We start from the raw sequence: 23,795 nt of genomic DNA on the forward strand, positions 1-23,795 counted from the left end.
CACAATGGAAATCAGTCTGTTGCAGGCTTTCGCGCTGGGGCTTCTCGCCTTTATAGCGGGCCTGGATATGTTTAACGGCTTAACACACATGCACCGTCCGGTGGTACTCGGGCCACTGGTTGGCCTGATTCTGGGCGATTTGCACACCGGAATTCTGACCGGCGGTACGTTAGAACTGGTCTGGATGGGACTCGCGCCGCTGGCGGGCGCGCAGCCGCCAAACGTGATTATCGGCACCATCGTTGGCACCACATTTGCCATTACCACAGGCGTGAAACCGGATGTCGCGGTTGGGGTCGCCGTGCCGTTTGCCGTGGCGGTTCAGATGGGGATCACTTTCCTCTTCTCGGTGATGTCCGGCGTGATGTCCCGCTGCGATCGCATGGCGGCTAACGCAGACACCCGTGGTATTGAACGGGTCAACTATCTGGCACTGCTGGCGCTCGGCGTCTTCTACTTCCTGTGTGCGTTTCTGCCCATCTACTTCGGGGCTGAACACGCGAAAACCGCCATTGATGTCCTGCCGGAACGTCTGATCGACGGTCTGGGCGTCGCGGGCGGCATCATGCCAGCGATCGGCTTCGCCGTGCTGCTGAAGATCATGATGAAAAACGTCTACATCCCTTACTTCATTATCGGCTTTGTCGCCGCGGCCTGGCTGAAACTGCCGGTGCTGGCGATTGCCGCGGCTGCGCTGGCGATGGCGCTGATCGACCTGCTGCGCAAATCGCCTGAACCGACGGCGCCTGCGGCCCAGAAAGAGGAATTTGAAGATGGCATCTAATCCAACCACCCTGCCGGGCGTGTCTGAAAGTGAAGAGACGCTGCTGACCGGCGTGAATGAAAACGTCTACGAAGACCAGAGTATTGGCGCTGAGCTAACGAAAAAGGATATTAACCGTGTCGCCTGGCGTTCCATGCTGCTACAGGCCTCGTTCAACTACGAGCGAATGCAGGCCTCCGGCTGGCTGTATGGGCTACTGCCCGCGCTGAAAAAGATCCACACCAATAAGCGGGACCTGGCGCGCGCCATGAAAGGCCATATGGGCTTCTTTAACACCCACCCGTTCCTGGTGACCTTCGTCATCGGCATTATTCTGGCAATGGAGCGTTCCAAGCAGGATGTGAACAGCATCCAGAGCACTAAAATTGCCGTCGGTGCACCGCTCGGTGGCATTGGTGACGCCATGTTCTGGCTAACCCTGCTGCCTATTTGCGGGGGGATTGGCGCCAGCCTGGCGCTACAGGGATCCATTCTTGGCGCCGTGGTCTTTATCGTGCTGTTTAACGTGGTACATCTCGGCCTGCGTTTTGGTCTGGCGCACTACGCCTACCGGATGGGGGTCGCCGCGATCCCGCTGATCAAGGCCAATACCAAAAAGGTTGGTCATGCTGCGTCCATTGTCGGGATGACGGTGATTGGTGCGCTGGTGGCAACCTATGTGCGCCTGAATACCACACTTGAGATTAAAGCCGGGGATGCGGTCGTCAAACTGCAAACCGACGTGATCGACAAACTGATGCCCGCCTTTCTGCCGCTGGTCTACACCCTGACCATGTTCTGGCTGGTACGCCGTGGCTGGAGCCCGCTGCGCCTGATTGGTATCACCGTGGTGCTGGGCGTTGTCGGTAAATTCTGTCACTTCCTGTAAAAGCAAAGAGGTTGCGATGTTAGGCATTATTTTGACGGGTCATGGCGGTTTTGCCAGCGGGCTGGAACAGGCGATGAAGCAAATCCTCGGCGAACAGCCGCAGTTTATCGCCATCGATTTTCCGGAAAGCTCCACCACTGCGCAGCTGACCGCGCAGCTTGAGAAGGCAGTGAATGATTTGGATGCAGAGCACGATATCGTGTTTCTCACCGATCTTCTCGGCGGTACGCCGTTTCGTGTGGCCTCTACCCTCGCGATGCAACACCCCGGCAGCGAGGTGATCACCGGCACCAATCTCCAGCTTTTGCTGGAGATGGTTCTGGAGCGCGAAGGGTTAAGCAGTGAAGCATTTCGTTTGCAGGCGCTGGAGTGCGGCCATCGCGGCCTGACCAGCCTGGTGGATGAGCTTGCACGCTGTCGCGAGGAAGCGCCCGCCGAGGAAGGGATATGAGCCAGCTGCTGCGCGCGCGTCGTCTGCTTACCGGGCAGGGCTGGCTGGATGACCATCAGCTGCGCATGGATAGAGGCGTCATCACCGCCATCGAGCCGATTCCGGCAGGGGTTAACACCCGCGAGGCAGACCTGCTTTGCCCGGCATACATTGATATCCACGTCCACGGCGGCGCGGGTGTGGATGTGATGGATGATGCCCCCGACGTGCTGGACCGGTTAGCCATGCATAAAGCGCGTGAAGGCGTGGGGGCGTTTCTGCCTACCACCGTCACCGCTCCGCTGGAGGCGATCCATAGCGCGTTACGGCGCATTGCCCGACGCTGTCATGTCGGTGGCCCCGGTGCGCAGGTCCTGGGCAGCTATCTGGAAGGCCCGTACTTTACGCCGCAGAACAAAGGGGCACATCCGCAAGAACTGTTACGCGAACTGGATCTCGCGGAACTTGATGATCTGATTGCGGTTTCGCAGAACACGCTGCGGGTAGTGGCGCTTGCTCCGGAAAAAGCGGAAGCCCTGAAGGCGATCCATCACCTCAAGCAAAAAGGGATACGCGTCATGCTGGGCCACAGCGCCGCTACATACGCGCAAACCCTGGCCGCATTTGATACAGGCGCAGCCGGGCTGGTGCACTGCTACAACGGCATGACGGGGTTACACCACCGGGAGCCCGGCATGGTTGGCGCTGGCCTTACGGACCCACGCGCGTGGCTGGAGCTTATTGCCGACGGGCATCACGTTCATCCTGGAGCCATGCGGCTGTGTTGTTGCTGCGCGAAGGATCGTACGGTGCTGATTACCGATGCCATGCAGGCGGCGGGTATGCCTGATGGACGCTATACGTTGTGTGGTGAAAGTGTCGAGATGCAGGGCGGCGTTGTCCGCACGGCCTCAGGTGGGCTGGCGGGCAGCACGCTCGCGCTGGATGCCGCCGTGCGAAATATGGTGGAGCATACGGGGGTCGCCCCAGAGCAAGCTATCCATATGGCTTCACTGCATCCCGCCCGTCTGCTCGGTATGGATCACTTGCTGGGATCGTTAGCGCCTGGCAAACGCGCCAATATTATTGCGCTGGATGCGGGTTTACACCTCCGGCAGATTTGGATCCAGGGTCAGGTTCTTTCCCTGTAGCCCTTTCACAGTGTGCCCTGTTGGCCTTACGGAAGACGATCGTAAGGCCTTTCTTTTCCTTTCCTTGATTTTCTCCTTTCCTTTCGCGATCACACTTTTCGTTTTATTTCTTTTACGCCATTGAACTTTCGATTTCTTTTCTATAGATTTTATTTAACTGCTAAAGTGAACAAGTGAAACGAAACGAAAGATAGCGACACGTTTGCCAGCGTCTGATGTGGAATTCACACGACTAAGGACTGAGTTATGCCACAAACCACTACCGCCACCACCGGCACCTGGACCGAAAAAGAGATCCGCCAGCAGCCAGCGAGCTGGCTTCGCTCGCTCAACAATATTGATAATCTGCGCGCGTTGATCGACAGTTTTCTGACACCACTGTTGCGCAAGCCCGATCTGCGGATCGTTCTGACCGGCGCGGGTACGTCCGCTTTTATCGGCGACATCATTGCGCCATGGCTTGCCAGCCACACGGGGAAAAACATCACCGCGATACCTACGACCGATCTGGTCACCAACCCGATGGATTATTTCAGCCCTGCGCACCCGCTGCTTCTGGTCTCTTTCGCCCGTTCTGGCAATAGCCCGGAGAGCGTCGCCGCCGTTGAGCTGGCGAATCAGTTCGTACCGGAGTGCTACCACCTGTCGATCACCTGTAATGAAGCGGGCAGCCTGTACCAGAATGCCGTCGACAGCGATAACGCCTGCGCTCTGCTCATGCCAGCCGAAACGCACGATCGCGGGTTCGCGATGACAAGCAGCATCACCACCATGATGGCGAGCTGCCTGGCGGTATTCGCACCGGAAACGATCAACAGCAAAACGTTCCGGAACGTGTCCGATCGCTGTCAGGCGATCCTCACTTCGCTTGGCGATTTCAGCCCCGGCGTCTTTGGTAACGAACCGTGGAAACGCATTGTTTATCTGGGCAGCGGTGGATTACAGGGCGCCGCACGGGAGTCTGCGCTGAAAGTGCTGGAGCTGACCGCCGGCAAGCTGGCGGCATTCTACGATTCGCCAACGGGTTTCCGTCACGGGCCTAAGTCGCTGGTGGACAGCGAAACGCTGGTCGTCGTGTTTGTCTCCAGCCATCCGTACACGCGTCAGTACGATCTGGATCTGCTCGCCGAGCTGCGTCGCGATCGTCAGGCTATGCGGGTAGTAGCCATTGCAGCCGAAACGGATCCGGTCATTGAAGCTGGCCCGCATATCCTGCTGCCGCCTTCTCGTTCATTTAACGATATGGAGCAGGCGTTCTGCTTCCTGATGTACGCCCAGGTCTTCGCACTGACCCAGTCTCTGCACGTTGGCAATACGCCAGATACGCCATCCGCCAGCGGTACGGTTAACCGTGTGGTCCAGGGCGTCGTTATTCATCCGTGGCAGGCTTAAGAGGACAGGCTCATGAGTATTATTTCCACCAAATATCTTTTGCAGGACGCACAGGCAAAGGGCTATGCCGTTCCGGCCTTTAACATTCATAACGCCGAGACGATCCAGGCGATCCTCGAAGTCTGTAGCGAAATGCGATCCCCGGTGATCCTCGCGGGTACGCCGGGGACGTTTAAACATATTGCGCTGGAAGAGATCTACGCCTTGTGCAGCGCATATTCCCTTACTTATGACATGCCGCTGGCGCTACACCTCGATCACCACGAATCGCTGGATGACATTCGCCGCAAAGTCCATGCCGGCGTACGTAGCGCAATGATCGACGGTAGCCATTACCCCTTCGAACAAAACGTCAAGCTGGTGAAATCGGTCGTCGATTTCTGTCACCTCAACGACTGTAGCGTCGAGGCCGAACTGGGCCGACTGGGTGGAGTGGAAGATGACATGAGCGTCGACGCCGAAAGCGCGTTCCTGACCGACCCGCAGGAAGCAAAACGCTTTGTCGAACTGACAGGCGTGGACAGCCTCGCCGTTGCCATCGGAACCGCGCACGGCCTCTATACCAAACGCCCAAAAATCGACTTCCAGCGGCTGGCCGAGATCCGCGAGGTAGTGACAGTGCCGCTGGTACTGCACGGTGCGAGCGATGTTCCGGATGAGGATGTGCGCCGCACCATTGAGCTGGGCGTCTGCAAAGTTAACGTCGCAACAGAGCTGAAAATCGCCTTCTCTGACGCAGTCAAAGCCTGGTTTGCCGAGAACCCACAGGGCAACGATCCGCGCTTCTACATGCGCGTCGGCATGGATGCCATGAAAGAGGTGGTCAGAAGCAAAATCACCGTTTGCGGCTCGGCGAACCGGCTGCTGCTTCCGGCTGAAGCCTGAACCCATCGCGCATAACGTTAGTACCTAAAAAATAACTATAAGCCTCGCAAATATGAAGGCGCGTCCTTAAGCCGGACAGCGCCTTCCATTATCCTAAAAATCCGAGGAGTCCCTACATGACACAGGAAAAGTCGTTTAAATCGAAAGCGTGGGAGTTTTTCCAGAGCCTGGGAAAGACGTTTATGTTCCCGGTTTCGCTATTGGCCTTTATGGGGTTGTTGTTAGGTATCGGTAGTTCTGTCACCAGCCCTTCCACCATCAAAAGTTTTCCCTTTCTGGGCGGCGAGTTAACGCAGCTCACCTTTGGTTTTATCGCCATGGTCGGTGGCTTTGCTTTTACCTATCTGCCGCTGATGTTTGCCATGGCGATCCCAATGGGCCTTGCCAGGCGTAATAAAGCGGTGGGCGCTTTTGCCGGATTCGTTGGCTACATGCTGATGAACATGAGCATCAACTACTACCTGACCGCCACCCACCAGCTTGCGGATGCCGCCACCATGAGACAGGTGGGACAATCCATCGTGCTTGGCATTCAAACGCTGGAGATGGGCGTGCTCGGCGGCATTGTGGTAGGGGTGATCACCTACTTCCTGCACGAACGCTTCCAGGACACGGTGCTGCACGACGCATTTGCCTTCTTTAGCGGCATTCGTTTTGTTCCGATTGTTACCGCCCTCACCCTGTCGCTGGTCGGCCTGGTCATCCCCCTGCTGTGGGAATATGTGGCAATGGGCATTGCCGGGATTGGTCATATCATCCAGAGCACCAGCGTCTTTGGACCGTTCCTGTATGGCGTGGGCGTGCTGCTACTCAAACCTTTTGGCCTGCATCACATACTGCTGGCGATGGTGCGCTTCACCCCGGCGGGCGGCATTGAGATGGTTAACGGCCAGGAAGTGGCCGGTGCGCTGAACATTTTCTACGCCGAGCTGAAAGCGGGTCTGCCGTTTAGCCCGCACGTTACGGCATTTTTATCGCAAGGGTTTATGCCGACCTTTATCTTCGGCCTGCCTGCCGTGGCTTACGCTATCTACCGCACCGCGCGCCCGGAAAACCGTCCGGTGATTAAAGGGCTGCTGCTTTCAGGCGTGCTGGTTTCAGTTGTCACGGGTATTTCAGAGCCGATTGAGTTCCTGTTCCTGTTTATTGCCCCTGTGCTTTACGCGTTTCATATCGTTATGTCTGGCCTGGCGCTGATGGTGATGGCGCTGCTCGGCGTCACCATCGGCAACACTGACGGCGGTATTCTGGATCTGCTGATCTTCGGCGTCATGCAGGGGATGTCGACCAAATGGTATCTGCTGTTCCCGGTGGGTATTGCCTGGTTTGCTATCTACTTCTTCGTCTTCCGCTGGTACATCCTCAAGCACGATATAAAAACGCCAGGCCGTGAGGTTGACGCGCAGGGTGCGCTCCAGGCGGTGGAAGCCAATACCCGGGCACGTGGAAAATCAAAATACGATCATGGGCTTATTCTTCGCGCGCTTGGCGGTAAAGAGAATATTGAGTCGCTCGACAACTGCATTACCCGCTTACGTCTGGTGGTGAAAGATATGGGGCTTATCGACCAGCAGGCGCTGAAGGCCGCTGGCGCCTTGTCAGTCGTGGTGCTTGATGCCCACAGCGTTCAGGTGATCATCGGCCCGCAGGTGCAGAGCGTCAAATCCGGCATTGAAGCCTTAATTTAACAGGGGGTCGTTGTGTTTGATTTCGACAGAATCATTGAGCGTAAAAGCGATAAATGCCGTAAATGGGATCATGCGTTTGTGTGTTCGCGTTTCGGTGATGTCCCGGAGGGATTTATCCCGCTGTGGATAGCAGACATGGATTTCACCTCGCCACCCGCCGTGATTGAAGGCTTCCAGCGCATCGTGGAGCATGGCACCTTCGGTTACACCTGGTGCTTCGACGAATTCTACGATGCGGTCATCGCCTTCCAGCGCACCCGTCATCAGGTTGAGGTGCATAAGTCATGGATCACCCTGACCTACGGCACCGTTTCTACGCTGCACTATACGGTTCAGGCGTTCTGCAATCCCGGCGACTGCGTGATGATGAACACCCCGGTGTATGACCCGTTTGCGATGGCGACACAGCGACAGGGCGTGCGGGTGCTTGCAAATCCGCTGAGCGTGAAGGAAAACCGCTATCAGCTGGATTTTAATCTGATTGAAGTTCAGCTCAAAACTCACCGTCCAAAACTGTGGTTCTTCTGCTCGCCGCATAACCCCTCGGGCCGCATCTGGCGCGCGGATGAGATACGCCAGGTGTCCGATCTCTGTAAGCGCTACGGCACGATTCTGGTGGTTGATGAGGTTCACGCCGAGCACATTCTGGACGGTACATTCGTCAGCTGTCTGACTTCGGGCTGTGCCGCCCAGGACAACCTGATTGTGCTGACCTCCCCCAATAAAGCCTTCAACCTTGGCGGGCTAAAAACATCCTACTCAATGATTCCAGACGATTCGCTGCGCCAGCGTTTCCGCCAGCAGTTGGAGAAGAACTCCATTACCTCGCCGAATATCTTCGGCGTGTGGGGGATTATTCTGGCCTATCAGCAAGGTCTGCCATGGCTCGACGCGCTGAATGGTTATCTGCGCGGCAATGCCCGCTACCTTGCGGATGCCATCCAGACCCACTTCCCTGCATGGAAGATGATGAACCCGGAGTCGTCGTATCTCGCCTGGATAGACGTCAGTGCGGACGATCGCAGTGCGATGGCGCTAACCCAACATTTCGCCAAACAGGCTGGCGTGGTCATCGAAGATGGCAGCCACTACGTACAAAACGGCGAAAACTACCTGCGTATTAACTTCGGCACCCAGCGCTACTGGCTGGAACAGTCCATCAACCGAATGCTGAAGCATTACTGATAAGGATCTTACCCCGATGAAAAAAAGGCTCACTCTCTCGCTGCTGGCTCTCTGTGTTTCTCATGGCGCGGCGGCAGCAAACTACGCGCTCAGTAACAACAATATTGCCCTTTCGTTTGATGATGCAAATGCAACGGTAGTAGTAACGGACAGCAAGGCTAACCATCCGCTCACGCCCCAGGAGTTGTTCTTTCTGACGCTGCCGGATGAAACAAAAATCCACACCGCTGATTTCAAAATCAAGCACGTCGAAAAGCAGGACAACGCGATAGTCATCGACTTTACGCATCCGGATTTTAACGTAACGGTGAAACTGAACCTGGTGAAGGGAAAATACGCCAGCATCGGCTACACCATCGCCGCCGTCGGGCAGCCGCGGGACGTAGCGAAAATGACCTTCTTCCCGACGAAGAAGCAGTCTCAGGCACCTTACGTTGACGGGGCGATTAACAGCTCGCCAATCGTGGCCGACTCGTTCTTCATCCTGCCAGACAAACCGATTGTGAATACTTACGCTTATGAAGCCACCACGAACCTCAACGTGGAGCTGAAAACGCCAATTCTGCCTGAGACACCGGTCAGTTTTACCACCTGGTTCGGCACTTTCCCGGAAACTAATCAGCTGCGGCGAAGCGTAAACCAGTTTATCGATGCCGTGCGCCCGCGGCCTTATAAGCCTTATCTGCACTACAACAGCTGGATGGACATCGGCTTCTTTACTCCTTACTCCGAGCAGGATGTCATTGGGCGGATGGACGAATGGAATAAAGAATTTATTGCCGGACGCGGGGTGGCGCTGGACGCGTTCCTGCTGGACGATGGCTGGGACGATCGCACCGGACGCTGGCTGTTTGGCCCGGCATTCAGCAACGGTTTTGGCAAAGTCAGGGAAAAAGCCGATAGCCTGCATAGCTCGGTTGGGCTGTGGCTTTCACCGTGGGGCGGTTACAACAAGCCGCGCGATATTCGCGTCTCGCATGCAAAAGAGTATGGTTTCGAAACCGTAGACGGCAAGCTGGCGCTGTCGGGGCCGAACTACTTTAAAAACTTTAACGATCAGATCATTAAGCTGATCAAAAACGAGCACATTACCTCGTTCAAACTCGACGGAATGGGTAACGCCAATTCGCATATCAAGGGCAGCCCATTTGCATCGGATTTTGACGCGTCCATTGCCCTGCTGCACAACATGCGCAGCGCAAACCCGAACCTGTTTATCAACCTGACCACCGGGACCGACGCGAGCCCGTCCTGGCTGTTCTATGCTGATTCAATCTGGCGTCAGGGCGATGATATCAACCTGTACGGTCCCGGCACGCCAGTGCAGCAGTGGATGACCTACCGGGATGCCGAAACTTATCGCTCCATCGTACGCAAAGGCCCGCTGTTCCCGCTGAACTCCCTGATGTACCACGGGATCGTCAGTGCAGAGAACGCTTACTATGGACTGGAGAAAGTACAAACGGACGGTGATTTTGCCGATCAGGTCTGGAGCTACTTCGCGACCGGAACTCAACTTCAGGAGCTGTACATCACGCCGTCCATGCTTAACAAGGCGAAGTGGGACACCCTGGCACAGGCGGCGAAGTGGTCGCGTGAGAATGCCAGCGTGCTGGTGGATACGCACTGGATTGGCGGTGACCCAACTTCGCTTGAGGTTTACGGCTGGGCCTCATGGAGTAAAGACAAAGCGATTTTTGGTTTACGCAACCCGTCGGATAAGCCGCAACGTTACTACCTGGATTTAACCAAAGATTTTGAAATCCCGGCAGGAGAGCGTTCGCAGTTTGCCCTGAAAGCCGTGTACGGCAGTAATTCAACCGTACCAGAGGAGTATAAAAACGCTGTGGTGATTACGCTGCAACCGCTGGAAACGCTGGTGTTTGAGGCGATGCCGGGAAAATAGTGAGGCTTTGACACGGTGTAGGCCGGGTAAGGCGAAGCCGTCACCCGGCAAAACAGGCGGCAGGGGCTTACTCCCCGTGCTGCTCCAGCGCATATTTATACAGCGCATTTTTCTTCACGCCGTGGATCTCCGCCGCCAGCGCCGCCGCTTTTTTCAGGGGCAGTTCAGCCTGTAGCAGGGTCAGCGTACGCAGCGCATCGGCAGGCAGGGCGTCTTCCTGCGCTTTATGCCCTTCGACAATCAGCACCATTTCGCCCTTGCGGCGGTTCTCATCCTCTTTCACCCACGCCAGCAGTTCGCCAACCGGCGCGCCGTGAATGGTTTCCCAGGTTTTGGTCAGCTCGCGCGCCAGCACCACGTAGCGGGTTTCGCCCCAGACGGTAACCATATCCTCCAGGCTTTCCAGCAGGCGGTGGGTTGATTCGTAAAAAATCAGGGTACGCGGCTCTGCTTCCAGATCCTTTAACACGTCGCGACGGCCTTTGGATTTAGCAGGCAGGAAACCTTCGTAGCAGAAACGATCGGACGGCAGGCCCGCCGCACTTAATGCGGCAATAGCAGCACACGGCCCCGGCAGCGGCACAACACGGATCCCTGCTTCACGGCAGGTGCGCACCAGATGGTAACCCGGATCGTTGATAAGCGGCGTACCCGCATCGGAGACCAGCGCGATGTTCTGCCCTTCTTTCAGCTTCGCCACCAGCGTTTCGGCTTTTTGTTGCTCATTGTGATCGTGCAGGGCAAACAAACGGGCGTTAATGGCAAAGTGCTGCAGCAGTAAACCGGTATGACGGGTGTCTTCAGCAGCAATTAAATCAACAGCTTGCAATACAGTGAGTGCACGTTGGGTAATATCAGACAAATTCCCGATAGGAGTAGGTACAATATAAAGCTGGCCTTGAGAATTATCTGCCGTTTCGTGTTGTTTCATTGTTTCGTCCGTATTGCCGATTTAATATTGAGCATTGCGTAAAAAAATCACTGGATACAGTATGGTACCGTTAACGTTTCTTCGTAAAAAAGCCGCGCACAGCGTGCCCCTCCTGCTGGCAGCTCTGATCTTTACAGGCTGCGGCACTCAGGCACCCGACCAGAGCACTGCTCATATGCAGGGATCCGCTCAGGCTGATTCTGGCTTTTATCTGCAACAAATGTCGCAGAGTTCAAATGATACCAGGATCAACTGGCAATTACTCGCCATTCGTGCACTGCTGAAGGAAGGAAAAACCCAGCAGGCCGCCGAGCTGTTCAGCCAGCTGCCGCAGGATCTTAACGACGATCAGCACCATGAGCAGACGCTGCTGTCGGCAGAACTGAAGGTCGCGCTGAAAGATTTCGACGGCGCGAAGAAGATCCTCGGCACTATCGAACTGAGCGCGCTGGATAAGAATCAGCAGGCCCGTTTCTGGCAGGCCGGTATCACCGCTGAGCAGGGTCGCCCCTCCCTGACGCTTCTCCGCGCGCTGATTGCCCAGGAGCCTCTGCTCGCGGGTGCGGACAAGCAGAAAAATATTGACGCAACCTGGCAGGCACTCGCCTCCATGACCCAGGATCAGGCCAGAGCGCTGGTGATCAACGCCGATGAAAATGTCCTGCAAGGCTGGCTGGATCTGCAACAGATGTGGTTCAACAACCGCAGCGATCCGAACATGCTGAAAGCCGGCATTACCGACTGGCAAAAGCGCTACCCGCAAAACCCGGGAGCAAAAATGCTGCCAACGCAGCTGGTGAACGTGCAAAACTTTAAGCCCGCCTCCACCAGCAAAATCGCCCTGCTGCTGCCGTTAAACGGCCAGGCAGCGGTGTTTGGCCGCGCCATTCAGCAAGGTTTTGAAGCCGCGAAAAACGGCACTACCGCCGTCACCGGCAGCGCCGTTCCGGCGCAGGCAGCACAGGCGGCGAATGTGAATGACGTCGTCAGTCCGTCAGCCGCCGAAACCAGCGACCTGACCACCGCGCAAACCCCTGCCCAGGGCACCATGCAGAATCCGGTTACCGCCCCAACGACGCAACCCGCTACCTCAGCGCCTGCGGCAACACAGGCCCCGGCTGAAACTCCGGCGCCCGCGACGGCAGAACAACCTCAGCCGCAAACCGCGCAGCCGGAACAGCAGCCAGTAGCCCAGCCGCAGGCTGTGGCCACCACCAGCGCTAACCCTGGTGCAGAGTTGAAAATCTACGACACCAGCGCCCAGCCGCTTGACCAGGTGCTGGCGCAGGTTCAGCAGGACGGGGCCAGCATCGTTGTCGGCCCGCTGTTGAAAAACAACGTGGAAGCGCTGATGAAGAGCAACACCGCGCTGAACGTGCTGGCGCTTAACCAGCCTGAGCAGGTTCAGAACCGCGCCAATATCTGTTACTTCGCCCTCTCTCCGGAGGATGAAGCCCGCGATGCGGCCCGTCATATTCACGAGCAGGGCAAGCAGGCGCCGCTGCTGCTGATCCCACGCAGCACGCTGGGCGACCGCGTTGCCAACGCCTTTGCGCAAGAGTGGCAGACCCTTGGCGGTGGCGTGGTGTTGCAGCAGAAATTTGGCTCAGCTTCCGAACTGAGAGCGGGCGTGAACGGCGGGGCAGGTATTGCCCTCAACGGTAGCCCGGTATCCGCCAGCCTGCCGCAGCAGCAGAGCGTCACCATCGGCGGTCTGACGATCCCAGCCCCCCCTACCGACGCGCAAATCAGCGGCGGCGGTAAAGTGGATTCGGCATACATCGTCGCTACGCCGGAAGAGATCGCCTTTATCAAACCAATGATCGCCATGCGTAACGGCAGCCAGAGCGGCGCAACGCTCTACGCCAGCTCCCGCAGCGCACAGGGTACCGCAGGCCCGGATTTCCGTCTGGAAATGGAAGGACTGCAATACAGCGAGATCCCTATGCTGGCAGGCAGCAACCCGCAGTTGATGCAGCAGGCGCTGGGCGCGGTGCGCAATGATTATTCCCTGGCGCGTCTGTACGCGATGGGCGTCGATGCCTGGGCGCTGGCAAACCACTTTACCCAGATGCGCCAGGTACCGGGCTTTGAGCTTAACGGGAATACCGGCGATCTGACCGCCGATCAGGATTGTGTGATTAACAGGAAGTTATCATGGCTCAAATACCAGCAGGGGCAGATTGTCCCGGCCAGTTAAGCCGTAAACAGACCGGCGACGCGTGGGAGCTAAAAGCGCGCCGCTGGCTTGAAGGCAAAGGACTGCGCTTTGTCGCCGCCAACGTTCGCGGGCGCGGCGGCGAGATTGACCTGATTATGAAAGACGGTCAAACCATCGTGTTTGTTGAAGTACGCTACCGACAGTCGTCCCGTTTTGGCGGTGCTGCCGCCAGCGTGACGCTCGCCAAACAACAAAAATTATTACAGACTGCCCACTTGTGGCTTGCCCGCCATAATGGGAGTTTTGATACTGTGGATTGCCGTTTCGATGTGGTAGCCTTCACCGGAAATGCGATCGACTGGCTTAAAAACGCGTTTGGCGAAGACGCATAAATAAGATTTTAAAGGGATACCGTGCTCGAACGAATAAAAGTGTGCTTCACAGAAAGCATTCAAACGCAGATTGCCGCAGCGGAAGCCCTTCCGGACGCGATCTCGCGTGCAGCGATGACGCTGGTTCAGTCGCTGCTCAACGGCAACAAAATCCTCTGTTGTGGCAATGGCACGTCCGCCGCCAACGCACAGCATTTTGCTGCCAGCATGATCAATCGCTTCGAAACCGAGCGACCGAGTTTACCAGCCATTGCACTAAACACCGATAACGTGGTCTTAACTGCGATTGCCAACGATCGTCTGCATGACGAAATTTACGCCAAGCAGGTGCGCGCCTTAGGCCATGCCGGAGACGTGCTGCTGGCGATCTCCACGCGCGGTAACAGCCGGGATATCGTTAAGGCGGTTGAAGCGGCAGTAACCCGGGACATGACGATTGTCGCCCTGACCGGTTACGACGGCGGTGAGCTGGCTGGCCTGCTGGGGCCGCAGGATGTGGAGATCCGCATTCCTTCGCACCGTAGCGCCCGCATCCAGGAGATGCATATGCTTACGGTGAACTGCTTATGCGATCTGATCGATAACACGCTTTTCCCTCACCAGGATGATTAAGGAGTTCTCATGAAGGTTTTATCGGCCCTTGCAGTCGTGATGTCTGCATTACTGCTTCAGGGGTGCATCGCTGCCGCTGTAGTCGGTACCGCAGCGGTCGGCACCAAAGCAGCGACCGATCCGCGTACCGTTGGGACGCAGGTGGATGACGGTACGCTTGAACTGCGCGTAAACAGTGCGCTGTCGAAAGACGAACAGATCAAGAAGGAAGCACGCATTAACGTGACGGCTTATCAGGGCAAAGTTCTGCTGGCAGGCCAGGCGCCAACCCCTGAACTCGCCTCGCGCGCCAAACAGATCGCGATGGGCGTAGAAGGTACGGCGGAAGTGTTTAACGAGATCCGTCAGGGCCAGCCGATTGGTCTCGGCACCGCGTCATCTGATACCTGGATCACCACCAAAGTGCGTTCCCAGCTGCTGGGTACCGACCAGGTGAAATCCTCAAACGTGAAAGTAACCACGGAGAACGGCGAAGTGTTCCTGCTGGGCCTGGTGACAGAACGTGAAGGGAAAGCGGCGGCGGATATCGCCAGCCGGGTGAGCGGCGTGAAGCACGTCACCACCGCCTTTACTTATATCAAGTAATTCACACCTGACTGTAAGCCCGGTAAGCGCCAGCGCCACCGGGCTTTCTTTCACACCAGCGCCATACTCCCCACAATCACTCCGCTCAACGCCACCAGCCCCGCCGTCAGCCACAGCGCTTTCGCCGGGAATGACTTACGCAGCATGATCAGCGACGGCAGGCTCACCGCCGGCAGCGTGATGAGCAGCGCCAGCGCCGGTGCGGTACCCATGCCAGCCATCATCATGGTCTGAATAATCGGGATCTCCGCCGCGGTTGGGATCACAAACAGGCAACCGGCCACCGCCATCGCAATCACCCACATCAGCGTGTTGTCGATAGCGCCATCCGCATGCGGGAACAGCCAGACGCGCGCCGCCCCGAGCACCAGTACGGCCAGGATATAGACCGGGATTGTGCTCCAGAAAAGCTGCCACAGCGCTTTGCCCCAGCGAGATAAGAAACTGCCCTGCGGATCGCTGAGGTCCAGCTCAACGGAGGCAGGCCCGGCCTCGTTGTCTTTCACCAGGTGCTGCACCAGCGTAGCGACAAGCACCACCGTCAGCAGGCCAGCCGCCAGACGGATAAACGCGAAATGCCAGCCGAGAACGAAGCCCATAAACACCAGCGTTGCCGGGTTCAGCAGGGGGTTACCCATCCAGAAGGCAAGCGCGCCGCCCATCGACACGCGCTGTCGGCGCATACCCGCCGCCACCGGTGCAGCGCAGCAGGAGCACATCATGCCCGGCAGGGAGAAAATCGTTCCCAGCAGCGTGCCCTGCAGGCGCGGTTGTCCCAGGGTTTTTATCAGCCAATTACGCGGGATAAGTACCTGAATCAGCGAGCCCAGCAATACGCCCAATACCGCCGCTTTCCAGACGGCAAGAAAATAGACCATTGCGTAATCCCACGCCGCGCGAAGCGGGCTGGAATCGGCCTGCGCGAGAATCGATTTACCGATGCTGTGGGTGTCGGCGGCGGTGAAGGCTTTACCGTAGTACGGCTGCCATTTCACATACCAGAGGCCAATGATGACCACGAGAAAGAAGAGTGCGGGCTTCCACCACTGAACAGGTGTTGCCGCCTGAGATGAAGACTGACCAGTCATACCATTCCCCGGAAGGTGTTATTTAATAAGCCGGGGAAGTTTACGCCTCGCCCTGCGCGATTTCACGCAGTTTTGCCGAAGGGATAATATTAACCCCCTCTTGCGACGGAGCCAGTGCCTCTTTCAGCATCGCCTGCGCGACATCCCGCGCCTCGATGGACTTCCAGTTACCGGGCAGGATGCGAAACAGCGGAGCGAAAAAAGACTCGTTAAAACGCCGTTCGTCGCGGTGGCCCATCAGCATGGAAGGCCGTACGATGGTCAGGCGCTCCCATTGCTGCGCGATTAACGCCTCTTCCATTTTGCCCTTCACCTGGTTGTAAAAAAACGGCGAGCCTGCGTTCGCGCCGTGCGCGCTGACCACCAGGAAATGCTTAGCACCCAGCTTCTTGGCCGTCAGGGCGGTATCTACCACCAGCGTGTAATCTGCATGGACAAAGGCTTCTTTACTGCCCGCTTCCCGTCGGGTGGTGCCAAGGCAGCAAAAGGCGATATCAATGGGATCCTGCACCTGCGCCAGCGCGTCGGTAAGCTGGGGATCGTGCGGGTTATAGACGCCGGTGATATCCAACAGCGGGCGACGCGTCGGGGCGGCGATATAGTTGATATGCCGATCCTGGATCAGCAGCCGCAGCAGATGTCCACCCACCAGCCCGGTTGCGCCGGTAATCAGTACCTGACTCATCTTGTCCCCTTTACAGAATTGTCCGTTTGCGATCTGGGCCTGCTCTACCACACTTAAAAGTCTGTTACCGGTAAGTATTTACCACAAACGGGAAAAAAACAGTCTGAAGCGAAAACAACGGAGGAAGCATGGGTAAAAAAATCGCAGTCTTGATTACCGACGAGTTTGAAGATTCAGAATTTACGTCGCCAGCAGAGGCATTCCGCAAGGCGGGCCACGAGGTGGTCACCATCGAAAAAGAAGCGGGTAAAACCGTGAAGGGCCACAAGGGTGAAGCCAGCGTGACCATTGACGAATCCATTGATAACGTCAGCCCGTCGGATTTCGACGCCCTGCTGTTACCGGGCGGCCATTCACCGGATTCCCTGCGCGGGGACGAGCGTTTCGTCACCTTTACCCGTGACTTCGTCGGCACCGGTAAACCGGTGTTTGCCATTTGCCACGGTCCACAGCTGCTCATCAGCGCCGAGGTGGTACGCGGGCGTAAGCTCACCGCGGTGAAACCGATCGTTATCGATCTGAAAAACGCCGGTGCCGAGTTCTACGATCAGGAAGTGGTGAACGATAACGATCAGCTGATCACCAGCCGTACGCCGGACGATCTTCCAGCGTTTAACCGCGAAGCGCTACGCCTGCTCGGTGCGTAACCAGTGCAGCTTCTTGCCAAAGCCCAGGGTGTTGTCGGTAAATTTCAGCTCATCGAGGCGGATTTCCCACACCGGGGCTTTTAGCGCTGCGGCCACCGGGAAGCGGCGCGTATAGCGTTTACGCTGGGCGTCGCTTTCCTCACCTTCCAGGCGACGAATTTCGCCTTTGAACTGGACCCCGCGGATCAGCGCAACGGTTTTAGGCTGTCCATTTACCGTGCCCGCCACTTTTGCCTGTTGGCCCGTCATCTGCGCATGCCGCGTTTTGTCTTCGCTCATCACGTAAAAGGCCACGCGCTCGGGATCGTAGTAATAAAAGGCATTTGCGCACCACATCTCCTCGTCTTTACAGACGCACCAGGTCACAACATGCTGCTTTGCCAGCCAGCGGTTAATGGCGGCCAGTGTTTCCATTTTCGCTCTCTCTCATGCTATGGTGCGTTCACCTTAACATACTGAATCTGTTTACCGTGTGCTGGTTTCTCTATCTTGTCCGAACCGCTGATAACGCACTCTACACCGGGATCACTACCGATGTGGCACGGCGTTTTTTACAACATCAAACGGGAAAAGGGGCGAAAGCACTGCGGGGGAAAGGTGAACTTCAGCTGGCGTTTTCAGCCGCCGTGGGCGACAGATCCCTGGCGCTCAGGCTGGAATACCGCATCAAGCAGCTGACGAAGCGCCAGAAAGAGCGTCTCGTCAACGGGGACGGCTCTTTCGAGGCGCTACGCGAAAGCCTGCTTAAAAACGATTGAAATGATCGTGGTACTCCACCAGACCGGTAACGCCGTCGAGCGAATCGTCCGCCAGAGGATGTACCAGGAAAGATGTTTCCGTGCCTGGCCAGTGGCAGCGCAGATCGTATCTGGACGCTGGCTCAAAGCCTAAACGCTCGTAGAACGCCGGATCGCCCAGAACGACGACAGCGGCATAGCCAAATTCATTCAGGGAATCCAGCCCTTCATAGACCAGCTGGCGTGCCAGGCCCTGTCCACGGTAGTTTTCTTCCACCGCCAGCGGCGCCATGCCGACCCACTGCAACTCTTCACCCTGCACAATCACCGGGCTGAACGCCACGTAGCCGACTACCTGCCCTTCATCGTCGGTGGCAACCAGGCCCAGCGTAATCAGGCCATCTTCGCGAAGATCGTGAACCAGTTGAGCTTCGGCGTCGCCTGCAAAAGAGCGGCGTAACAACGCATCGATACCCGGCGCATCAATCCCAATTTCGACTCGAATCAGCATGGTTCACCTACTGAAGTGTGTTTACTGTCCGGCGGGGTTTTTAGCCCGGCCTCAACGAAATCTGCCATTTGCATCAACATCATACGCAGCGCTTTCGGCATCTGCTCCAGCTCAATGGCATCCATTAAATTTTTGACGTACAGACCGAGCTCCGTGTCGCCTTCAATCACCAGACGACGCTGGAAGAAAAGGGTGTCCGGATCCTGTTTGCGCGCGGCGATCATCAGCAGATCGCTGGCATCCGCGCTAAAGCTGACATCCGCCTCGGCGGTTTCACGGACGATAAGCCGATCGTTCTCTACGGAAGTAAACCAGCGCAACCCGATATCGCGTACTTCAATCTTTAACCAGCGGCCTTCCAGAAACTCAAGCTCACCGTCCTGTAGCGCCTGGCGGAACTGCCAGCTCAGTACCTGTTCCAGCACCTGGCGTTTAAGCGCGAACGGCGCCAGTTTTACCGGCACGCTCAGCATTGATGGGCCAAATTGTACGAGACGTGAACGCAGTTTATCCAGCACGAGCTTTACTCCCTGATAGCTATAGTCCTGCTATTTTGCCATATCCCGACAAGAAGATAGCGGCGTAAATCAACAAACCGTTGTCCGGTATACCTCATTATTGGTGCCATCAATACGCCATTAGCTGCCTTAAATCAAAAATTGTCGCGTATGGGTTAATTAAAATCCCAGCTCGTTAACATTTTTTACGATCCCTGCGATCGACAACATCGGGATAAATTATGGAGCTGCTCTGCCCTGCCGGAAACCTTCCGGCGCTTAAGGCGGCCATCGAAAATGGGGCCGATGCGGTCTATATCGGGCTGAAAGATGATACCAATGCCCGCCATTTTGCGGGTCTTAACTTTACGGAGAAAAAGCTTCAGGAAGCCGTTAACTTCGTTCACCAGCACCGGCGAAAACTGCACATCGCCATCAATACCTTTGCCCATCCTGATGGCTACGCCCGCTGGCAGCGCGCCGTGGATATGGCGGCCCAGCTGGGCGCCGATGCGTTGATCCTGGCCGACCTCGCTATGCTTGAGTATGCGGCAGAACGTTATCCGCATATTGAGCGCCACGTCTCTGTTCAGGCATCGGCCACCAATGAAGAGGCCGTGCGTTTTTATCATCGACACTTTGACGTGGCTCGCGTGGTGCTGCCGCGCGTGCTCTCTATTCATCAGGTTAAGCAACTGGCGCGCGTCACGCCAGTGCCGCTGGAGGTTTTTGCCTTCGGCAGCCTGTGCATCATGGCCGAAGGCCGCTGCTATCTTTCTTCCTATCTTACCGGGGAATCGCCAAATACCGTCGGTGCCTGCTCGCCTGCCCGCTTCGTTCGCTGGCAGCAAACGCCGCAGGGGCTGGAGTCGCGCCTGAATAACGTGTTAATCGACCGCTATCAGGACGGTGAAAACGCGGGCTACCCGACACTGTGCAAAGGCCGCTATCTGGTGGACGGCGAGCGCTACCACGCGCTGGAGGAGCCCACCAGCCTCAACACGCTGGAGCTGCTGCCGGAACTGCTGGCCGCCAACATTGCCTCGGTGAAAATCGAAGGCCGCCAGCGTAGCCCGGCCTACGTGAGCCAGGTGGCGAAGGTGTGGCGTCAGGCCATCGACCGCTGCATGGCGGACCCGCAAAACTACGCCCCGCAGGCGGCCTGGATGGAGACGCTCGGCGCGATGTCCGAAGGCACGCAAACCACGCTCGGCGCGTATCACCGTAAATGGCAGTGAGATAATCATGAAATATTCATTAGGGCCGGTGCTTTACTACTGGCCAAAAGAGACGCTGGAAGATTTTTACCAGCAGGCGGCTAACAGCAGCGCCGATGTGATTTACCTCGGCGAAGCGGTGTGCAGCAAGCGCCGCGCCACCAAAGTGGGCGACTGGCTGGATATGGCGAAAAGCCTGGCCGGCAGCGGCAAGCAGGTGGTGCTCTCGACGCTGGCGCTGGTGCAGGCGTCCTCTGAACTGGGCGAGCTGAAGCGCTACGTCGAAAACGGTGAGTTCCTGCTGGAGGCGAGCGACCTGGGCGTGGTGAACATGTGCGCCGAGCGTAAGCTGCCGTTTGTCGCCGGACATGCGCTGAACGGCTATAACGCGATGACCTTGCGCCTGCTGCTCAAACAGGGGATGACACGCTGGTGCATGCCGGTTGAGCTCTCCCGCGACTGGCTGGTCAACCTGCTAAATCAGTGTGACGAGCTGGGCATTCGCAATCAGTTTGAAGTCGAAGTGCTGAGCTACGGCCATCTGCCGCTGGCCTACTCTGCCCGCTGCTTCACCGCGCGTTCCGAAGATCGCCCGAAAGACGAGTGTGAAACCTGCTGCATTAAGTACCCGAACGGACGCAGCATGCTGTCGCAGGAGAATCAGCAGGTGTTTGTCCTCAACGGCATTCAGACTATGAGCGGTTACGTCTATAACCTCGGCAACGAGCTGGCGTCAATGCATGGGCTGGTGGATATGGTGCGTCTTTCGCCGCTCGATACCGGCGTGTTCGCCATGCTGGACGCCTTCCGCGCCAACGAAAACGGCGCCTCGCCGCTGCCGCTGACGGCAAACAGCGACTGCAACGGTTACTGGAAACGTCTCGCCGGGCTGGAATTGCAGGGGTAAAAAAGCTCACTTTGTTAACAACGGTTATCATTTTTTAATGCAGTATTAAAGATTGACCGTCGACAAAGTGAGCTGTTATGACTGACAAAACCATTCCGTTTTCGGTGCTGGATCTGGCACCGATTCCACAAGGCTCCTCGGCAAGAGAAGCCTTTTCGCACTCTCTGGATCTGGCTCAGCTTGCCGAAAAACGTGGCTATCACCGCTACTGGCTGGCGGAGCACCATAATATGGTGGGCATCGCCAGCGCCGCCACCTCAGTACTGATTGGCTATCTGGCGGCGAATACCACTACTTTGCACCTTGGCTCCGGTGGCGTGATGCTGCCGAACCATGCCCCGCTGGTGATTGCCGAGCAGTTTGGCACCCTGAATACACTCTACCCCGGTCGCATTGATTTGGGTCTTGGCCGCGCGCCGGGCAGCGACCAGCCGACCATGCGCGCCCTGCGTCGCCATATGAGCGGCGATATCGACAACTTCCCGCGTGATGTAGCGGAGCTGGTAGACTGGTTCGATGCGAGCGATCCTAACCCGCACGTGCGCCCGGTGCCGGGCTACGGCGAGAAAATCCCGGTGTGGCTGTTAGGCTCAAGTCTGTACAGCGCACAGCTTGCCGCACAGCTGGGGCTGCCGTTCGCGTTCGCTTCCCACTTCGCACCGGATATGCTGCATCAGGCTCTGCATCTCTACCGCACAAACTTCAAGCCTTCCGAGCGTCTTGAGAAGCCGTATGCGATGGTGTGCATCAATATCATTGCCGCCGACAGCAACCGCGACGCGGAATTCCTGTTTACCTCCATGCAGCAGGCGTTTGTGAAGCTGCGTCGCGGCGAGACGGGCCAGTTGCCACCACCGGTAGAAAATATGCATCAGCTGTGGTCGGCCTCCGAGCAGTATGGCGTGCAGCAGGCCCTGAGCATGTCGCTGGTGGGTGATAAGGCGAAGGTGCGTCACGGTCTGGAGGCAGTGCTACGAGAAACGCAGGCGGATGAAATTATGGTCAACGGCCAGATTTTCGATCATCAGGCGCGTTTGCATTCATTTGATCTGGCGATGCAGGTGAAAGAGGAGTTGGTGGGGTAGTTTTTTGCCGGATGGCGGCTTCGCCTTATCCGGCCTACGCGATCCCTGTAGGCCCGGTAAGCGTAGCGCCACCGGGCTTTCTGTTTACTGATACACAGGCAACAGATTAAAACTCGACAGCATGTGCACCACCGCGTTACCGATACCAAATACCAGGATCAGCGCAATCATCGGTTTTCCGCCCCAGACGCGGAATTTCGGGCTGCCGAAGCGCTTACGTGATTTACGCGCCAGCAGCGCCGGTACAATCGCCGCCCAGATGGTAGCCGCCAGTCCTGCATAGCCGATGGCGTACAGGAAACCGTTCGGCCACAGCAGGCCGCCCACAATCGGCGGCAGGAAGGTTAACAGCGCCGTTTTGAAGCGCCCCATCGCAGAGTCATCAAAACCAAACAGATCTGCCAGGTAGTCAAACAGGCCCAGCGTCACACCGAGAAATGAGCTCGCCACCGCAAAGTTAGAGAAGACCACCAGAAGCAGATCCAGACTGCGGCTGTTCAGCACGCCACTCAGCGCCTGTACCAGCACATCAATGTTGCCGCCCTTCTGCGCAATGCCGATAAATTCCGGACGCGGGATGTTACCCATCGTCCCCAGCAGCCAGATCACATACAGCCCCAGCGCCAGCAGCGTGCCGTAAATCAGGCATTTCACGATGGTGCGTGGATCCTTGCCGTAGTACTTCATCAGGCTCGGTACGTTGCCGTGGTAGCCGAACGACGCCAGACAGAATGGCAACGTCATAAGCAGGTATGGCGTGTAGGAGGTGTTCACTTCCGCAACGTTAAACAGCGTGGCCGGCGTGACGTGCCCCAGCAGGCTGCCGAAGGTCAGGAAGAAGGTGATGACCTTGGCGCCCAACACGATCGCCGTCATGCGGCTGACCGCTTTGGTGCTCATCCAGACGATAAACGCCACGCCCAGCGCGAAGCAGAGACCCGCCAGACGCGCCGGAACGTTCAGCGACATCTCGGAGAAGGTGTGATGCAGAATCGACCCGCTCGCTGAAATGTACGCGTAGGTCAGGATATAGAGTACAAACGCGATGGACAACCCGTTCACCAGGTTCCAGCCTTTGCCCAGCAGATCTCGGGTGATGGTGTCGAAGCTGGAGCCAATGCGGTAGTTCAGGTTTGCTTCAAGGATCATCAGCCCGGAATGGAGCATGCAGAACCAGGTGAAAACCAGCGCCGCCAGCGACCAGAAGAACCACGCACCGGACATAACCACTGGCAGGGAGAACATCCCGGCACCAATAATGGTTCCGCCGATGATCACCACGCCGCCAAGCAGCGAAGGTGACGTTTGGGTGGTGGTTAGTGTTGCCATGCGGCCTTATCTCCAGTCAAAAATGTGGTGTGCATTTTAATGTGATGCACTGTACCAGTACAAGAGTACAAAAGGAATAAAAAAAGCCCCGATAACAACTATCGGGGCTGTATATTTTACTT

General features: G+C 57.0%; 25 protein-coding genes. 18 read left to right on the top strand and 7 right to left on the bottom strand.

Features of this window, described 5'->3' with window-relative positions:
* Nucleotides 1–4: 4 nt before the first annotated feature.
* The 9 genes from agaW (at nt 5) to BFV65_RS18515 (ending at nt 10,289) form a co-directional block, all read left to right on the top strand.
* Nucleotides 5–784, top strand: coding sequence for a PTS N-acetylgalactosamine transporter subunit IIC (gene agaW, locus BFV65_RS18475; protein WP_003861730.1), 780 nt, complete (start codon nt 5–7; stop codon nt 782–784).
* Complete coding sequence (gene agaE / locus BFV65_RS18480; protein WP_022649494.1) at nt 774–1,652, top strand: PTS N-acetylgalactosamine transporter subunit IID; 879 nt, start codon at nt 774–776, stop codon at nt 1,650–1,652. The genes agaW and agaE overlap by 11 nt, the downstream gene beginning before the upstream one ends.
* Before the next feature lie 16 nt (nt 1,653–1,668).
* Nucleotides 1,669–2,103, top strand: a complete 435-nt coding sequence (gene agaF, locus BFV65_RS18485) for a PTS galactosamine/N-acetylgalactosamine transporter subunit IIA (protein ID WP_022649495.1) — start codon at nt 1,669–1,671, stop codon at nt 2,101–2,103.
* The gene (gene nagA / locus BFV65_RS18490) at nt 2,100–3,233 is read left to right on the top strand and encodes an N-acetylglucosamine-6-phosphate deacetylase (protein ID WP_069596982.1); all 1,134 of its coding nucleotides are present in this window, start codon (nt 2,100–2,102) and stop codon (nt 3,231–3,233) included. Before agaF ends, nagA begins: the two co-directional genes overlap by 4 nt.
* A gap of 246 nt (nt 3,234–3,479) precedes the next feature.
* Nucleotides 3,480–4,625, top strand: coding sequence for an SIS domain-containing protein (locus BFV65_RS18495; protein WP_069596983.1), 1,146 nt, complete (start codon nt 3,480–3,482; stop codon nt 4,623–4,625).
* Between the two features lie 12 nt (nt 4,626–4,637).
* Nucleotides 4,638–5,510: a tagatose-bisphosphate aldolase subunit KbaY gene (gene kbaY / locus BFV65_RS18500; protein ID WP_003861740.1), complete on the top strand. Its 873-nt coding sequence runs from the start codon at nt 4,638–4,640 to the stop codon at nt 5,508–5,510.
* A gap of 116 nt (nt 5,511–5,626) precedes the next feature.
* Entirely contained in the window at nt 5,627–7,198 is a 1,572-nt protein-coding gene (gene malX / locus BFV65_RS18505) for a maltose/glucose-specific PTS transporter subunit IIBC (RefSeq protein WP_022649499.1), read from the top strand.
* 12 nt (nt 7,199–7,210) lie between these two features.
* Nucleotides 7,211–8,383 carry a MalY/PatB family protein gene (locus tag BFV65_RS18510; RefSeq protein WP_069596984.1) on the top strand — a complete coding sequence of 391 codons (1,173 nt, stop codon included), beginning with the start codon at nt 7,211–7,213 and terminating at the stop codon, nt 8,381–8,383.
* Between the two features lie 16 nt (nt 8,384–8,399).
* Nucleotides 8,400–10,289 (top strand): alpha-galactosidase, encoded by a 1,890-nt coding sequence (locus BFV65_RS18515; RefSeq protein WP_069596985.1) that lies wholly within the window; start codon nt 8,400–8,402, stop codon nt 10,287–10,289.
* Nucleotides 10,290–10,356: 67 nt separating this feature from the next.
* Here BFV65_RS18515 and rsmI read toward each other — a convergent pair whose 3' ends face one another.
* Nucleotides 10,357–11,220, bottom strand: coding sequence for a 16S rRNA (cytidine(1402)-2'-O)-methyltransferase (rsmI, locus tag BFV65_RS18520; RefSeq protein WP_069596986.1), 864 nt, complete (start codon nt 11,218–11,220; stop codon nt 10,357–10,359).
* Between the two features lie 61 nt (nt 11,221–11,281).
* Between rsmI and BFV65_RS18525 the strand changes: the two genes are divergently transcribed.
* Genes BFV65_RS18525 through dolP form a run of 4 tightly spaced genes read left to right on the top strand, consistent with a single transcriptional unit; the run spans nt 11,282 to nt 14,970 of the window.
* Nucleotides 11,282–13,420 carry a penicillin-binding protein activator gene (locus BFV65_RS18525; RefSeq protein ID WP_069596987.1) on the top strand — a complete coding sequence of 713 codons (2,139 nt, stop codon included), beginning with the start codon at nt 11,282–11,284 and terminating at the stop codon, nt 13,418–13,420.
* Nucleotides 13,378–13,773, top strand: a complete 396-nt coding sequence (locus BFV65_RS18530) for a YraN family protein (RefSeq protein WP_003861751.1) — start codon at nt 13,378–13,380, stop codon at nt 13,771–13,773. The genes BFV65_RS18525 and BFV65_RS18530 overlap by 43 nt, the downstream gene beginning before the upstream one ends.
* A gap of 21 nt (nt 13,774–13,794) precedes the next feature.
* A complete protein-coding gene (gene diaA / locus BFV65_RS18535; RefSeq protein WP_003861754.1) occupies nt 13,795–14,385 on the top strand; it encodes a DnaA initiator-associating protein DiaA in 591 nt (196 codons plus the stop codon).
* 9 nt (nt 14,386–14,394) lie between these two features.
* A complete protein-coding gene (gene dolP, locus BFV65_RS18540; protein WP_022649505.1) occupies nt 14,395–14,970 on the top strand; it encodes a division/outer membrane stress-associated lipid-binding lipoprotein in 576 nt (191 codons plus the stop codon).
* A gap of 50 nt (nt 14,971–15,020) precedes the next feature.
* Here the strand turns inward: dolP and BFV65_RS18545 are convergent, their stop codons facing one another.
* Together BFV65_RS18545 and BFV65_RS18550 are read right to left on the bottom strand one after the other, a co-directional pair.
* Entirely contained in the window at nt 15,021–16,058 is a 1,038-nt protein-coding gene (locus BFV65_RS18545) for a permease (RefSeq protein ID WP_022649506.1), read from the bottom strand.
* Between the two features lie 40 nt (nt 16,059–16,098).
* On the bottom strand, nt 16,099–16,743 hold the full coding sequence (locus BFV65_RS18550; protein WP_022649507.1) for an NAD(P)H-binding protein: 645 nt from the start codon (nt 16,741–16,743) through the stop codon (nt 16,099–16,101).
* A 128-nt stretch (nt 16,744–16,871) separates the two neighbouring features.
* Between BFV65_RS18550 and BFV65_RS18555 the strand changes: the two genes are divergently transcribed.
* Nucleotides 16,872–17,390 carry a type 1 glutamine amidotransferase domain-containing protein gene (locus BFV65_RS18555; protein ID WP_015571965.1) on the top strand — a complete coding sequence of 173 codons (519 nt, stop codon included), beginning with the start codon at nt 16,872–16,874 and terminating at the stop codon, nt 17,388–17,390.
* On the opposite strand, the gene BFV65_RS18560 is transcribed toward BFV65_RS18555, so the two are convergent.
* The gene (locus BFV65_RS18560) at nt 17,370–17,804 is read right to left on the bottom strand and encodes a YhbP family protein (RefSeq protein WP_022649508.1); all 435 of its coding nucleotides are present in this window, start codon (nt 17,802–17,804) and stop codon (nt 17,370–17,372) included. The two genes, BFV65_RS18555 and BFV65_RS18560, sit on opposite strands and share 21 nt — an antisense overlap.
* A gap of 14 nt (nt 17,805–17,818) precedes the next feature.
* Here BFV65_RS18560 and BFV65_RS18565 point away from each other — a divergent pair, with 14 nt between their 5' ends.
* The gene (locus tag BFV65_RS18565) at nt 17,819–18,148 is read left to right on the top strand and encodes a GIY-YIG nuclease family protein (protein WP_003861768.1); all 330 of its coding nucleotides are present in this window, start codon (nt 17,819–17,821) and stop codon (nt 18,146–18,148) included.
* Here BFV65_RS18565 and BFV65_RS18570 read toward each other — a convergent pair.
* Together BFV65_RS18570 and ubiT are read right to left on the bottom strand one after the other, a co-directional pair.
* Nucleotides 18,135–18,638, bottom strand: a complete 504-nt coding sequence (locus BFV65_RS18570; RefSeq protein ID WP_069596988.1) for a GNAT family N-acetyltransferase — start codon at nt 18,636–18,638, stop codon at nt 18,135–18,137. The genes BFV65_RS18565 and BFV65_RS18570 overlap by 14 nt on opposite strands.
* Entirely contained in the window at nt 18,632–19,156 is a 525-nt protein-coding gene (gene ubiT, locus BFV65_RS18575) for a ubiquinone anaerobic biosynthesis accessory factor UbiT (RefSeq protein WP_003861771.1), read from the bottom strand. Before ubiT ends, BFV65_RS18570 begins: the two co-directional genes overlap by 7 nt.
* A gap of 221 nt (nt 19,157–19,377) precedes the next feature.
* Between ubiT and ubiU the strand changes: the two genes are divergently transcribed.
* The 3 genes from ubiU to BFV65_RS18590 all read left to right on the top strand — a co-directional run bounded on the left by ubiU (nt 19,378) and on the right by BFV65_RS18590 (nt 22,344).
* Complete coding sequence (ubiU, locus tag BFV65_RS18580) at nt 19,378–20,373, top strand: ubiquinone anaerobic biosynthesis protein UbiU (protein ID WP_022649510.1); 996 nt, start codon at nt 19,378–19,380, stop codon at nt 20,371–20,373.
* A gap of 7 nt (nt 20,374–20,380) precedes the next feature.
* Nucleotides 20,381–21,259: a U32 family peptidase gene (locus BFV65_RS18585; protein ID WP_069596989.1), complete on the top strand. Its 879-nt coding sequence runs from the start codon at nt 20,381–20,383 to the stop codon at nt 21,257–21,259.
* 77 nt (nt 21,260–21,336) lie between these two features.
* Nucleotides 21,337–22,344, top strand: coding sequence for a luciferase-like monooxygenase (locus tag BFV65_RS18590; RefSeq protein WP_022649512.1), 1,008 nt, complete (start codon nt 21,337–21,339; stop codon nt 22,342–22,344).
* 84 nt (nt 22,345–22,428) lie between these two features.
* Here the strand turns inward: BFV65_RS18590 and mtr are convergent, their stop codons facing one another.
* On the bottom strand, nt 22,429–23,673 hold the full coding sequence (mtr, locus tag BFV65_RS18595) for a tryptophan permease (RefSeq protein ID WP_046620869.1): 1,245 nt from the start codon (nt 23,671–23,673) through the stop codon (nt 22,429–22,431).
* Nucleotides 23,674–23,795: the final 122 nt, after the last annotated feature.

The sequence above is a fragment of the Enterobacter hormaechei subsp. hoffmannii genome (assembly GCF_001729745.1).
Classification (GTDB): domain Bacteria; phylum Pseudomonadota; class Gammaproteobacteria; order Enterobacterales; family Enterobacteriaceae; genus Enterobacter; species Enterobacter intestinihominis.